At 61.4% G+C, this 13,850-nt stretch carries 12 protein-coding genes; 8 read left to right on the forward strand and 4 right to left on the reverse strand.

What is annotated here, in order from left to right:
* Positions 1-117: 117 nt before the first annotated feature.
* Positions 118-660 (reverse strand): oligoribonuclease, encoded by a 543-nt coding sequence (orn, locus tag ACMYUN_RS11995; protein WP_310403964.1) that lies wholly within the window; start codon positions 658-660, stop codon positions 118-120.
* A 107-nt stretch (positions 661-767) separates the two neighbouring features.
* Between orn and rsgA the strand changes: the two genes are divergently transcribed.
* The 3 genes from rsgA (at position 768) to ACMYUN_RS12010 (ending at position 3,536) form a co-directional block, all read left to right on the forward strand.
* Positions 768-1,799, forward strand: a complete 1,032-nt coding sequence (gene rsgA, locus ACMYUN_RS12000; protein WP_212615157.1) for a small ribosomal subunit biogenesis GTPase RsgA — start codon at positions 768-770, stop codon at positions 1,797-1,799.
* Between the two features lie 292 nt (positions 1,800-2,091).
* On the forward strand, positions 2,092-3,051 hold the full coding sequence (locus ACMYUN_RS12005) for a caspase family protein (protein ID WP_415763800.1): 960 nt from the start codon (positions 2,092-2,094) through the stop codon (positions 3,049-3,051).
* Positions 3,051-3,536, forward strand: a complete 486-nt coding sequence (locus ACMYUN_RS12010) for a toll/interleukin-1 receptor domain-containing protein (RefSeq protein WP_016771960.1) — start codon at positions 3,051-3,053, stop codon at positions 3,534-3,536. Before ACMYUN_RS12005 ends, ACMYUN_RS12010 begins: the two co-directional genes overlap by 1 nt.
* 106 nt (positions 3,537-3,642) lie before the next feature.
* Here ACMYUN_RS12010 and motB read toward each other — a convergent pair whose 3' ends face one another.
* Complete coding sequence (motB, locus tag ACMYUN_RS12015; protein ID WP_039756828.1) at positions 3,643-4,689, reverse strand: flagellar motor protein MotB; 1,047 nt, start codon at positions 4,687-4,689, stop codon at positions 3,643-3,645.
* 3 nt (positions 4,690-4,692) lie between these two features.
* The gene (motA, locus tag ACMYUN_RS12020) at positions 4,693-5,544 is read right to left on the reverse strand and encodes a flagellar motor stator protein MotA (protein ID WP_024011357.1); all 852 of its coding nucleotides are present in this window, start codon (positions 5,542-5,544) and stop codon (positions 4,693-4,695) included.
* Positions 5,545-5,710: 166 nt separating this feature from the next.
* On the opposite strand from motA, the gene ACMYUN_RS12025 reads away from it, so the two are divergent.
* The 4 genes from ACMYUN_RS12025 to ACMYUN_RS12040 all read left to right on the forward strand — a co-directional run bounded on the left by ACMYUN_RS12025 (position 5,711) and on the right by ACMYUN_RS12040 (position 10,800).
* Positions 5,711-7,249 (forward strand): HDOD domain-containing protein, encoded by a 1,539-nt coding sequence (locus ACMYUN_RS12025; RefSeq protein ID WP_415763801.1) that lies wholly within the window; start codon positions 5,711-5,713, stop codon positions 7,247-7,249.
* A gap of 42 nt (positions 7,250-7,291) precedes the next feature.
* Entirely contained in the window at positions 7,292-8,125 is an 834-nt protein-coding gene (gene rhdA / locus ACMYUN_RS12030) for a thiosulfate sulfurtransferase (RefSeq protein ID WP_129998194.1), read from the forward strand.
* Positions 8,125-8,985: an archaetidylserine decarboxylase gene (gene asd / locus ACMYUN_RS12035; protein ID WP_024011354.1), complete on the forward strand. Its 861-nt coding sequence runs from the start codon at positions 8,125-8,127 to the stop codon at positions 8,983-8,985. Before rhdA ends, asd begins: the two co-directional genes overlap by 1 nt.
* Positions 8,986-9,051: 66 nt before the next feature.
* Positions 9,052-10,800 (forward strand): molecular chaperone, encoded by a 1,749-nt coding sequence (locus tag ACMYUN_RS12040; protein ID WP_415763803.1) that lies wholly within the window; start codon positions 9,052-9,054, stop codon positions 10,798-10,800.
* Positions 10,801-10,903: 103 nt separating this feature from the next.
* Here ACMYUN_RS12040 and serB read toward each other — a convergent pair whose 3' ends face one another.
* Complete coding sequence (gene serB / locus ACMYUN_RS12045; RefSeq protein ID WP_415763804.1) at positions 10,904-12,118, reverse strand: phosphoserine phosphatase SerB; 1,215 nt, start codon at positions 12,116-12,118, stop codon at positions 10,904-10,906.
* Between the two features lie 134 nt (positions 12,119-12,252).
* Here serB and ACMYUN_RS12050 point away from each other — a divergent pair, with 134 nt between their 5' ends.
* A complete protein-coding gene (locus tag ACMYUN_RS12050) occupies positions 12,253-13,764 on the forward strand; it encodes an AhpA/YtjB family protein (protein ID WP_129998198.1) in 1,512 nt (503 codons plus the stop codon).
* Positions 13,765-13,850: the final 86 nt, after the last annotated feature.

The following is a 13,850-nucleotide window of genomic DNA, read 5'->3' on the forward strand; positions in this document are numbered from 1 at the left end:
CAAACACAACTCCCTGCAGGAGCCGCCGAAGGCTGCGATCTTCTGATTCTGCTTTTTCAGATTCGAAACAGAGATCAAAAGATCGCAGCCTGCGGCAGCTCCTGCACAGGGATCGCGTCAGAACTTGATGAAGTGCTTGCGGTAGTGCTGCAGCTCGGCAATCGATTCGCGGATGTCATCCAGCGCCAGGTGGGTGCTGCCCTTCTTGAAGCTGTCACGCACATCCGGCGCCCAGCGCGCGGCCAGCTCTTTGAGCGTGGAGACGTCGAGGTTGCGATAGTGGAAGTAGCTTTCCAGTGCCTTCATGTGGGTATAAAGGAAGCGACGGTCCTGGCAGATGCTGTTGCCGCAGATCGGCGATTTGCCCTTCGGCACCCACTTCTCGAGGAAGGCGATGGTTTGCCCCTCGGCTTCGGCCATGCTGATGCGGCTGTCACGAACACGCTGGGTCAGGCCGGAATTGCCGTGGGTGCGGGTATTCCACTCGTCCATGCGCGCGAGTACTTCGTCGCTGTGATGGATGGCGATCACCGGGCCCTCGGCCAATGTATTCAGCTCACTGTCAGTGACGATGGTGGCCATTTCGATGATGACGTCGTTGTCCGGGTCCAGACCGGTCATTTCCAGGTCGATCCAGATCAGGTTCTGCGGGTTTTGCATATTCGGGCTCCTAGGCAATGCTGCGCAGTTTAGCCTAGGCCGGTAGCCGGGCGTGCTAAACTCGCGGCCGTTTTACCTAATCGCTGCATTCTTCAGACGGAACACCCATGGCCAAACGCCAACTCAATCGTCGTCAAAACTGGCGCATCGAAAAGATTCAGGGCGAGCGCGCCGCACGCGCCGCCAAACGCGAGTCCTCGGCGGTCGAAGCCCTTGAGGGCGGCGACCTCGGCCCTGAGCAGCACGGCCTGGTGATCGCCCACTTCGGTGTGCAGGTAGAAGTCGAAGCTGTTGACGGCGAACTCGCCGGTCAAGTGTTCCGCTGCCACTTGCGCGCCAACCTGCCGGCGCTGGTCACCGGCGACAAAGTGGTCTGGCGCGCCGGCAACCAAGGCATTGGCGTAATCGTCGCGCAACTGCCGCGCAGCACCGAACTGTGCCGTCCCGACAGCCGTGGCCAGCTCAAGCCGGTTGCCGCCAACGTCGACATGATCGTCATCGTCTTCGCGCCGCTGCCCGAGCCGCACGCCAACCTGATCGACCGCTACCTGGTCGCCGCTGAACACGCCGGCATCCGCCCGCTTCTGCTGCTGAACAAATTCGATCTGATCGACGAGCAGAACGCCCCGGCGCTGAACGCCTTGCTGGCGGTGTACCGCACGCTGGGTTATCCGGTGCTGGAAGTCTCGGCCCACCACGGCGACGGCATGGAGCAACTGCAAAAGCAGCTCGACGGGCGCATCAGCGTATTCGTCGGCCAGTCCGGCGTCGGCAAGTCGTCGCTGGTCAACAGTTTGTTGCCGGAAGTCGATACCCGTGTCGGGCCGTTGTCCGAGCTGTCCGGTCAGGGCACGCACACCACCACCACCGCGCGGCTGTTCCACTTCCCCGGCGGCGGTGAACTGATCGACTCCCCGGGCATCCGGGAATTCGGTCTGGGCCACGTCAGCCGCGCCGACGTCGAAGCCGGTTTCATCGAGTTCGACGACCTGCTCGGCACTTGCCGTTTCCGCGACTGCAAGCACGACCGCGAACCGGGTTGCGCGCTGCTCAAGGCGCTGGAAGACGGGCGCATCCAGCAGCAACGCATGAACAGCTATCGCTCGATCATCGCCAGCCTGCCTGAAAACGGCTATTAAACAGCCACGCCGGCAGCCCTGCACGATGGGCTGCCGATTGTCGGACTGCATCTGACTCACGCCCCTCCTCCTTAAACATCAGCCTCGTCTGTAGGATTTTGCGCGCCTGCTTGCAGGACATTTCTGTTTTGCCGCGCAGACCTTGTAGGCCCGCGCCAGCGGCCTACATTCGTTTCCTCCTTCGCTCACAGCGACACTCGAGGAAAGCCATGCAAACCTGCGTTTTGTTCTTCATCCATTCGTCTTGCTGCACCGACTTCGGCACGATCCGCCTGCCCACGGTGGTGTAACCATGCGCAAGGCACTGTTTATCGGCATCAATGACTATGCCCATATTTCCGGGCTGAGCGGTTGCTGCAACGACGCCATGGCCATGGCTTCGGTGCTGAAAACCAACGCCAACGGCGATCCCAACTTCAAGAATGTCTTGTTGACGTCCGCCGAGGATTATCTGAGCCGGCAAAAACTCGAAGACCAGATCCGCGAGTTGTTTTCCGGTGACTGCAACGTCGCCCTGCTGTATTTCGCCGGCCATGGCAGTTTCGACGCCGACACTGACGAAGGCATGTTGATCGCGCAGGACTACCGTAACGCCAAGGACGGCATCCGCATCAGCGACATCCTCAACTGGGCGGACAAGGCCACCCGGATCAAAAACAAAGTGATCATCCTCGACTGCTGCGAAAGCGGTTCGGCCGGCGAAGTGCGCGCCTTGCGCAGCGAGAGCAGTATGGTCGGCGAGGGCATGACCATTCTCACCGCCTGCAAAAAAGCCGAGCCCGCGCTGGAGGGCGCGCAGCACGGTGTGTTCACCGGCCTGCTCCTGCAAGCGCTGCATGGCGGCGCGGCGAATATCCTCGGCAAAATCACCCCCGGCAGCCTGTACTCCTTCGTCGACAACGCCCTCGGACCGTGGGAACAGCGCCCGGTGTTCAAGACCAATGTTTCGCAGTTCATTTCCCTGCGCGAAGTCTCGCCGCTGATCCCCAAGGACATCCTGCGCAAATTGCCGGACTGGTTCGCCGAAGCCGAATCGGTCTTCCCGCTCGACCCCAGCTACGAACCCACCGAGAAGGCATTCGTGCCCAAGCACGGCGAGGTCTTCGCCCAGTTGCAGAAGTGCAATCGTCACAGCCTGATCGAGCCGGTCGACGCCGAGCACATGTACTACGCCGCCCTCAACTCCACCGGCTGCCGCCTCACGGCACTCGGCGCCTATTACCGCGAACTCGCCCTCAAAGGACATTTCTGATGCCAGTCTTTATCAGCTATCGCCACATGGATCGCGCCCATGCGATCGCCATCAACACCCGCCTGACCCAGGCGAAAATCAGGACTTACCTCGACGTGCTGGATCCGGAATCGCAGACCACCGACGACATCACCGGGGTCATTACCCGCAACATCACCGAGTGCACGCATCTGCTGGCGGTGGTATCGGAGAAGACTGCGCAGTCCTGGTGGGTGCCGTTCGAAATTGGCGAGGCGACGATCAGCAATCGGCGGATCTGCACCTTCAAGACCGGGCCGGCGCAATTGCCGATCTATCTGGACAAGTGGCCGAAGCTGAGCACGGCCAGCGATCTGGATTTCTTTATCGATGCGTATCGTGATGAGGTGTCGAACAAGCGGTCGATGGCGCTGGATTCGATCAGCGAATCGGTCAAAGGGGCTTACAAGCGCGATGCGGAGATGTTTCATGAACAGTTGAAGAACCGGATTCGTCGGGGATTCTGAGACTGTGCCGGCCTGTCCCCGATTATTTTAGCAACGCTAAGAAAATGGTCAGGGGCATGAACCGATAGCCACAAAAAAGCCGACATCACTGTCGGCTTTTTTTCACTTACTGCTTCGGCGCAGGTGCTGGTGCTGCACTCCCCGGCTCAGCCGGTTTCGGCGCCGCATCGTCAAACAGATTCAAGCGCTCGCGCAACTCATGCGCTGGCACTGGCTGTTTGTCCGCCGGCAGCGCATTCGGATCAACCGGGGCTGCCGGAGCAGCACCGTTCTGCCCCTGATCTGCCGGTTTCGCCGCCTCAGGACCCTGCGCACCTTCTATGGCAGCCTGGGCTTTCTTGGTCAGCACGACAATGTCGATCCGGCGGTTGACCGGGTTGAACGGGTTTTCCCGATCGAACAACGCCGACGAGGCATAACCGACCACCCGCGCGACCTGCGCATCCGGATAGCTGCCCGCGACCAGAGCACGGCGAGCCGCGTTGGCACGGTTGGCCGACAGCTCCCAGTTGCCGTAATCGCCAGTGCCGATGTACGGCTTGGCGTCGGTGTGGCCGCTGATGCTGATCTTGTTCGGCACCGCTTTGATGGTGTCGGCCATGGCCAGCAGGATGTCTTCGAAGTACGGCTTCAGGCGTGCGGAACCGGAGTCGAACATCGGCCGGTTCTCGGCATCCATGATCTGGATGCGCAGGCCGTTCGGGGTGATTTCGAAAAGGATCTGATCCTTGAATTTCTGCAGTTGCGGATTTTCGTCGACCTTGTTCTGCAGTTCTTGCAGCAGCAGTTCGAGACGCTCCTTCTCGACCTGCTCGGCCATGCCTTCAACCTGTTCGGTGTCGACCGTGACCTTGTCCGGTTGCGGCTGCGACTTCACTTCAGGGTTGAGAGTGTTTTCCGGCGCCAGGGTCGGTGTACCACCCAGATCGATGATGTACGGCGTGCCGCTTTCGGAGAAGCCGACCGGGTCCTTGAAATAACCGGCGATGGCGATCTTCTGTTCCGGCGTGGCGGTGGACAGCAGCCACAGCACCAGGAAGAACGCCATCATCGCCGTGGCAAAGTCGGCGAAGGCGATTTTCCACGCCCCGCCGTGGTGCCCGGCGGCAATGCGCTTGACGCGCTTGACGATGATCGGCTGATTATTTTCCATGACTTAGCGACCGCGAACCGCTTGTTCCAGCTCGGCGAAGCTTGGACGGTGCGCCGGATATAGAACCTTGCGCCCGAACTCGACCGCCAGCGACGGCGGCATGCCGGACGCCGAAGCCACCAGCGAGGCCTTGATGGCTTCGTAGACGTTGAGCTCTTCCTTGGCATCGTGGGCCAGGGAATGCGCCAGCGGACCGAAGAAACCGTACGCCGCGAGGATACCGAAGAACGTACCGACCAGTGCCGCACCCACGTGCAGACCGATCGACGCCTGGTCACCCTCGCCCAGCGAGGCCATGGTCACCACGATACCGAGTACCGCCGCAACGATACCGAAACCGGGCATGCCGTCGGCGATGCCGTTGACGGCGTGCGATGGGTGCTCGAGGTCTTCCTTGAGGCTGTACAGCTCCATGTCGAACAGGCCTTCGAGTTCGTGCGGAGCCATGTTGCCGGAGGACATGATGCGCAGGTAATCGCAGACGAACGCGGTCATGCGTTCATCCTTGAGCACCGCCGGGTACTTGGCGAAGATCGGGCTCGCGGCGGCATCTTCGATGTCGCCTTCGATCGCCATCATGCCTTCGCGGCGGCTCTTGTTGAGGATCTCGTAGATCAGCCCGAGCACCTCCAGGTAGAAGGTATGGGTGAAGCGCGAACCGAACATGCTCAGGGATTTCTTGAGCACGTGCATCGTCATGTAACCGGGGTTGGCCTGGAGGAACGCGCCGAGGGCCGCACCGCCGATGATCATCACCTCGAAAGGCTGGATCAGGGCGGCAATCTTGCCGTGGGAGAGCACGTATCCGCCGAGCACGCTCGCGAATACGACGATGATGCCGATAATTTTAGCCATAGGTAGAAGGTACTTGTTTAAGTCGGGTTCAAGGTCATATTCGGAAGTTAAAAAATCTCTTCTTCTACTTATCGGCAAAACTGCGCCAGACTATAGCCAGTTCAGGCGAAAAGCCAATTTAGCCCATGTAGGGCGCGTCTACAGTCAGTGAAGATCTCGTCCAGACATGGCTAATGAAACGAACGTCCCACACGCAAAACCGACCACCCTCGACGGCTGGGTCAAGCTGCTCGACAGCGTCCTCCTGCCCGTACCACAAGAGGCTCACGACAAAGTCTGCCGAGCGATCCGCGACAACCGCAGCTCGCTGCGCGACATCGCCGATCTGATGCAGGACAGCCCGGCGCTGGCCTTGAGCATCATCCGTGAGGCGAATCGTCACACCCACGGCACCATGGCCGCGCCAGCGGAAAATCTCGAAGTGGCAATCAATCGTCTGGGCCTTGCGCGCACCGAAGAATTGCTCGCGCGCCTGCCCGCCGAACCGCACCGGCAGATCCCCAAGGCCTTGCGCCAATTGCAGCTGATCAGCCAACACGCGACACAGCAGGCCAACGGTTTTTTTGCCAGTCGCCTGGCGCGACTGTGGCAGGACATCCACTGGGGCAGCTTGCTGTTTTTGTCGCCGCTGTGGCCGTTGGCACTGACCTATCCGCAGTTGCTCGAAGAATGGGAACTGCGAGTTATCCACAAGGGCGAATCGGCGGGGGTCGTCGAAAAGCAGTTGTTCGGCGTGCGCCTGTTGAAAATTGCCGAGGCACTGGTCCAGGCCTGGCATCTGCCGATCTGGGTCGAGCAAGGCTACAAATTGCTGCTCAGCGAACAACGCGAACTGGTCAAAGTGCTGCGCATCGCCCGCGACAGCGAACACCCGCTGCGCCAGCAGAATCGTCTCGACGACGACCCGACACTGCGGCGCTGGCTCAATCAGCCGGCGAATACCGTGCTGCTCGCCAATGGGCTGGCGCTGTCGGCGCAACAGGCCTGGGACAGTCCGCACAGCAAACGCTGGCAGTACCTGACCAGCCTGTATCTGCAGATTTCCATGGACGAAGTGCAGCAACAGTTGCACCAGCAAGCGGCGAACAGTGCGCGTCAACATGCGATGCCTGATTTGTGGCACCCGGCGGTTTCACTGATCTGGCCGTGGGGCACTCGCCGGTTGCCGGCCGGCATGCTTCCGGCCGCAGCGCCGAATGCGGATGATCTGAGCCAGTGGCGTCGGCAATGCGCCGAACTGCTCGCCGAGCCCAGCCGCTTCACCAATGCCATGAGCCTGACCGTCGCCGCCCGCGAGGCACTGGTGGCGAGCGGCATGCGCCGGGTGATGATTCTGATGGCCGACCGCACACACACGACCCTGCGCGTGCACCAGACCGCCGGTTTGCCGAAGGATGCGGCGGCGCTGAGTTTTGTCGTCAGCCAGAGCAAAGTCCTGCAACGCCTGCTCGCTCAGCAGGCGCAGGTGCGGATCTCGCCGGAGAACAACGCGCAATTCTCGGCCTTGTTACCGGCGAGCCTGCGCACGCTGTTTCGCGGGGAGCACTTATTCCTGCGCTCACTGGTGAATAACGGCCGGGTGATCATGATCGTCGTTGCCGATCAGGGCGGCGGGCCGTTCGCCGACATCACCGTACAAGCCTTCGGCAAAACCGCGCAGTGCATCGAAAAAGCCCTGCACAGCTTTAGCAGCCGTGGCCAATGAGCCTGCGCTACAATCCTCCCCTTTGTGCTCTGGAGACCTCACATGTCTGACTTCTCTGGCTTGTCGCTTGTCATCGAGCCGAGCGACCTGCTGCCGCGTCTGGAGTCCCCGGAACTGATCCTGGTGGACCTGACCAGCCCTGCCCGGTATGCCGAAGGTCACTTGCCCGGCGCACGTTTTGTCGACCCGAAACGCACCCAGCTCGGCCAGCCACCGGCGCCGGGTTTGATGCCGGCGAAAGCCGATCTGCAAGCGCTGTTCGGCGAGCTCGGCCATCGCAAAGACGCGGTCTACGTCGTGTATGACGATGAGGGCGGCGGCTGGGCCGGACGCTTCATCTGGCTGCTCGATGTCATCGGCCATGACAAGTACCACTATATAGATGGTGGCCTGCCGGCCTGGCTGGCAGACGGAATGCCGATGTCGATCCAGGTACCACCCGTAGTCGGCGGCCCGGTCTCGCTGACCCTGCACGACGAACCGACCGCCACCCGCGAATACCTGCAAAGCCGTCTCGGCGCGGCCGATCTGGCGATCTGGGACGCGCGTGGGCCGCTGGAATATTCCGGCGAGAAAGTCCTCGCAGCCAAGGGCGGACACATCCCCGGCGCGGTCAATTTCGAATGGACCGCGGGCATGGACCCGGCGCGTCAGTTGCGCATCCGCAGCGACATGCCGCAGATCCTCGAAAACCTTGGGATCACCAAGGACAAGGAAATCATTACCCACTGCCAGACCCATCACCGGTCGGGCTTCACTTATCTGGTGGCCAAATCCCTCGGTTATCCGCGGGTCAAGGGCTACGCCGGTTCATGGGGCGAATGGGGCAACCACCCTGACACGCCTGTCGAGATTCAAGGTTTTAAGGACAACTAATGAAAGAGCGTCTGTTTATCCTCAGTCAGTACCTGCTGCCGCATCACCTGCTGTCGCGCCTGGCCGGCTGCATCGCCGAATGCCGCGTGCGCTGGTTCAAGAATGCCTTCACCCAATGGTTTGCCAAGCGTTATCAAGTGGACATGTCGCAAGCGCTGGTCGAAGACCTCACCGCTTACGAGCACTTCAACGCGTTCTTCACGCGCGCCCTGAAAGATGGCGCACGCCCACTGGACGAAACCCCGGGCGCGATCCTCAGCCCGGCCGACGGTGCGGTCAGCCAGCTCGGCCCGATCGAGCACGGTCGCGTGTTCCAGGCCAAGGGCCACAGCTTCAGCGTGCTTGAATTGCTCGGCGGTGATGCGGCCAACGCGGCGCCGTTCATGGGCGGCGACTTCGCCACCATTTACCTGTCGCCGAAGGACTACCACCGCGTGCACATGCCGCTGGCCGGCACCCTGCGCGAAATGGTCTACATCCCGGGGCGGATTTTCTCGGTGAACCAGACCACCGCCGAAAACGTTCCCGAGCTGTTCGCCCGCAACGAGCGTGTGGCGTGCATTTTCGATACAGAACGCGGGCCGATGGCCGTGGTGCTGGTTGGCGCGATGATTGTCGCTTCGATCGAAACCGTGTGGGCCGGTCTGGTCACACCACCAAAGCGCGAGCTGAAAACCTTCCGCTACGACGAAGCCGCACGCGCACCGATTCATCTGGAAAAAGGCGCGGAACTGGGGCGCTTCAAGCTCGGTTCAACGGCGATCGTGCTGTTTGGCCCGGATCAGGTGAAGTGGGCCGAAGAGCTGGTGGCCGGTTCGCCAGTGCAGATGGGCCAGGGTCTGGCACTGCCAAAAGCGTGACCCTGTTCGCGGAAGCAGCCAAGGCTGCTTCCGCAAACCGCGGCATTTGCTGCTATGGTTTTGCTCATGAGCCAGACCAACTTTTCTCCCAAGCTGCGCGCTCCGACTCCCACGCAAACGCGCCTGTCGTTCTGCGACGCCAGCCCGCGCGACCTCAAGCGCTGGATCGCCGGCCTGCCCAAGGCCAACATCGGCGAAACCGCCCGCCTGCTCTATCAAGGCCTCGGCGAACTGAACCTGTTGCTCACTCCTAGCGACAATCGCCTGCAACTCTTGGAACTGCTGCGGCCCGAGGTGTATTTCGTCTGCCAGCATCTGGAACGGCACTTTCTGCATCAGGCGATCATGCTCGACGAGCGTTCGCGCAAAGTCAGCAACCTGTGTCAGGCCCTGCAAGGCCAGTTGGCCATCGGCTATAAACAGATCGCCCTGCGTATCCTGCCCAAATACAGCAAGGACCGCGCGACATTGGTCAGCACCGCTTTGCAACGTGCCGCGCACGCGCTGAAGGCGCAACTGGTGCGTGCGACGCAGTTGTACAGTTCTCCACCCGAGCATGTGTGGTTCGAACTGCATCAGCTGTATCGCAGCGCTTCTGAACTACAGCTGCAGCAACGGCGGCTGCGCGATGATCTGGCTTACCTGACCAGCGAACTGAGCGTCGAGCAAACCTACATCGCCGCTCTGCTATTGGGCAGCGCCCGTTGCAATCAATTGCGCCAGAGCCAGATCGCCCGGCTAGCGGAGGTGATCGAGCCGTGGAGCGCTCTGCTCAAGCTGCATCCCGGCAGCACCAACGACGGCTTGTTTGCGGTCAGTCCGGAACTCGATGTCGGCCCGCGCTACCGCAAGATGTTTCGCAGCGAACAACAGAGCGGGCTGCTGGGCTTCGATCCGCAGCCACTGGTCAAACAGCTCGAAACGCACTTGCAGCACCAGCCGACCTCGACACCTTTGCCTGTCTCCGCCGGTCTCAGCCTCGATACCCTGCAACATCTCCACGCCACTTGGGGCCAGGCTGCGGAACGCAGCTTTCAGCGTATCGCCGGCCAAGGCTCATTGACTGTGTGTGTCGGCATGAGCGCCCTGCACTTCTACCTCGGCGGCGAGCGCACCTTCAGCGAGTTGCTCAAACATCCCGGTGCCCGCGCGGCAAATTTCAGCAGCGTGGTGGCCAACGGCGAAAAGGACAGCTGGAGCCAAGCGTTCGACGCCGCCCCGCAAAGCAACGATGAGCTGTTGCCGTACGAGGAAATCCAGTACGACCAATTGAGCGAGGACGATGGCCCCGGCAACGCACCGAACTATCCGACTTACGCCCTGCCGGTGATCAACCACAGCCCCGGCGGCTATTGCCTGGCCTGGCCGAGCGAGGTGCCGGCCGAATTGCAGGCCGGGGAAATGCTCGGCATTCAGGACAGCGAGAGCAAAGGCTGGAGCATTGCGGTGATTCGCTGGATCCGCCAGGTGCGGGGCAGCGGCACGCAGATGGGCATTGAACTGGTCGCGCCACACGCGCAGCCGTGCGGTCTGCAACTCGTGCGAACGAAAGACGATCACAGCCAGTATTTGCGCGGCTTGCTGCTGCCGGAAATCAGTGCGATCGATGTGCCGGCCACCTTACTCGCGCCGCGTCTGCCGTTTCAGGAAGGCAACAAGGTGTTGATCAACACTCAGGGCGAGGAACACCGCGCCGGGCTGGATCGGCGGGTGGCGAGTACGCACAGTTTCAACCAGTTCGCCTATCGCTCGCTGGATCCTGCGCACAATGGCGGGGGCGAGGAGGATTTTGATTCGTTGTGGCATTCGCTCTAGATCGAGGCTCGGCCTTCGCGAGCAGGCTCGCTCCCACACTGGAATGAGGTTTCCCGTGGGAGCGAGCCTGCTCGCGAAGAGGCCAGATCAGCTTATCGAGATCTCAGAGCTGCCCGTCGCGATCGCGGAAGCCCAGCAGATACAACACACCATCCAGTCCCAGCGTTGAGATCGCCTGCTTCGCCGACTGTTTGACCAATGGCTTGGCGCGAAACGCCACGCCCAACCCGGCAATCGCCAGCATCGGCAAATCGTTGGCGCCGTCGCCGACGGCAATGGTCTGCTCCAGACGCAGACCTTCCTTGTGCGCCAGTTCCTTGAGCAAGTCAGCCTTGCGCTGCGCATCGACAATCGGCTCGATCGCCAGACCGGTGCACTTGCCGTCGACCACTTCCAGCTCGTTGGCGAACACGTAGTCGATGCCAAGCCTGGCCTGCAGTTGCTTGGCGAAATAAGTGAAGCCGCCGGACAGGATAGCGGTTTTGTAGCCGAGCCGTTTGAGTTCGGCGAACAGGGTTTCTGCGCCTTCGGTCAGGCGCAGCGAGGCGCCGATCGAGTCGAGCACGCTGACGTCGAGGCCCTTGAGCAGCGCCAGACGCTCCTTGAAGCTGGCGCGGAAATCCAGTTCGCCGGCCATGGCGCGCTCGGTGATTTCCGAGACCCGGTCACCCACGCCGGCCGCCTTGGCCAGCTCATCGATGACTTCCGCTTCGATCAGCGTCGAGTCCATGTCGAACACGGCCAGACGTCGGTTGCGACGGAACAGCGAGTCTTCCTGAAAGGCGATATCGACGTTCAATTCCTGGGCAACGCTGAGAAATTCGGCGCGCAGGGCCTGCGGATCGGCAGCTTCGCCGCGCACGGAAAACTCGATGCAACCCTTGCCTTTGTCGGCCGGTGTGTCCAGTGGCATGCGCCCCGACAGACGGTCGATATGGTCAATGTTCAGGCCATATTTGGCGGTGATCGCGCTGACGGCCTGCAATTGGCCGGCAGTGACCTTGCGCGTCAGCAGGGTGACGATATGGCGTTTCTTGCCCTGATTGCCCACCCACTGCTGGTAATCCTCTTCGGACACCGGGGTGAAGCGCACTTGCTGATCCAGTTCGTAGCCCTTGAACAAGATGTCCTTGAGCACCGATTTGCCCTGCTCGGAATCGGGAATTTCAACCAGGATGCCAAACGACAGGGTGTCGTGGATCACCGCCTGACCGATGTCGAGAATGTTCACACCACCTTGTGCCAGAACACCGGTGATGGCCGCCGTCAGACCCGGACGGTCGACTCCCGTGATGTTAATCAGGACGATTTCGCGCAACGCGCACCCCCGCAACTGGAAAAAAACCGCATTCTACCCACTTTCAGTGACCATCGGGCACCGCGAGCGCTTTGCCGGTCTGGGGCCTGTCGCTATACTGCGCGTCAACTTCACGGACAAAGAGCCGAGCTCAAGTGAACCGGCCCACGCCAGTCAAAACCGATAACTTCTTCCTGCTGATCTTCCGTGCACTGCGCCACCGCCGTGTACCGATTGCATTGCGCATTGCCAGCCACAACGTGATCCTGGTCGCTCTGGCCCTGGTGATCTATGCCGGGGTGATGGGGCTGCAATTCAAGCAGGCCATGCACGAGCAGGCCGATGCGCTGGGCGAAAGCCTGACCACGCAGACCGCCACCTCCGCCACCGAGCTGCTGGTGTCCAACGACATCCTCAGCCTCAACGTGCTGCTCAACAACCTGACCAAGAACAAACTGGTCGCCCACGCGGCGATCTACAGCGTGGACAACCGCATCCTCGCCGAGTCCGGTCAGCGTCCCAAGCACAGCCTGCTGGGCGAAGCCGAGGGCATGTACGAGAGCAAGATCACTTTCCAGGACGTGACGGCCGGGCAACTGCGCATCAGCCTGGACATGGATCAGTTCCAGCAGCCGATGACCATCAGCCTGCAAAGCATGGGCATTCTGAGCGCGATTCTGCTGGCACTGTCGCTGGCTCTGAGCCTGCGCATGGGCCGCTATCTGTCGACGCCGCTGCTGCAATTGCGTGTATGGCTGCGCCGCATCGACGCGCATACACCGGGCATCGATCGTCAGGATGAAATCGGTGATCTGGCGCGCCAGCTGCACGCCAGCTACGCCCCGGAACCGGAGCCTGAGCCCGAACCCGAGCCGGAATTCGCCGAGGAAGAAGACGAGCCGGAATTCGAGGTGCGTAATCTGCGCGATCCAAGCTTCGACGAAAGCCGCCCGCTGGCCGCGAAGAAACCGGCCCCGCGTCACTTGGTCAGCACCGTCGAAGACGATGACGATGATGACGCCTTCGCCGACCTGCGCGACGAGTCGCTCACCAGCGCCGCACAACCGCTCACGCGCAAACCGACGCCTGACGTGCCACAGCACACCGCCGTACTGGCCGTGCAACTGGGCTCGCAGGAACAATTACGCCGCTTGCCTCGCGCACGTCTGGAAGAATTGCAGGAACGCTATCGCGACTGCCTCGAACAGGCCGCTTCGCTGTATCAGGGCGAAATCGAAACCCTCAACGATGGCAGTACGTTGCTGCTGTTCCACACCGAAGATTGCGGCGACGACTACCTGACCAATGCCATCTGCTGCGGCGAGTTGCTGCGCGCACTCGGTCACCAGTTGCAGATCGAGGTCGCGGACAGCGGCATCACCCTGCAATTGCAGCTGGGCCTGACCTTGGGCGATGAGCTGTTTGGCCTGAGCCAGATCGATCTGCTGCTGACCGATTCGGCCCAGGATGCACTGGCCTTGTCGCAGCACAGCCGCAATCTCTTGCTGGTCGAGCGCAAGATCAGTGATGACGCGCTGATCCGGCAGCGCGCGCGGATCCGGCCGATCGCCAGCCCCGAGGGCGCTTGCTGTGTGGAGCGGTTGATGGAGCCTTATCCATCGATGCTGGAGCGGCAACTGGCGCGGATGCATGAGCGCCGGGCGTAAGGCTTAGGCCCGATACGCAAAAGCCCGCAGATGAGTGAATGTCTGCGGGCTTTTTGTTGCCTGTACTGACCCCCTCCGCGAGCAGG

Source organism: Pseudomonas sp. CP4 (genome assembly GCF_047758505.1).
Classification (GTDB): domain Bacteria; phylum Pseudomonadota; class Gammaproteobacteria; order Pseudomonadales; family Pseudomonadaceae; genus Aquipseudomonas; species Aquipseudomonas fluorescens_AO.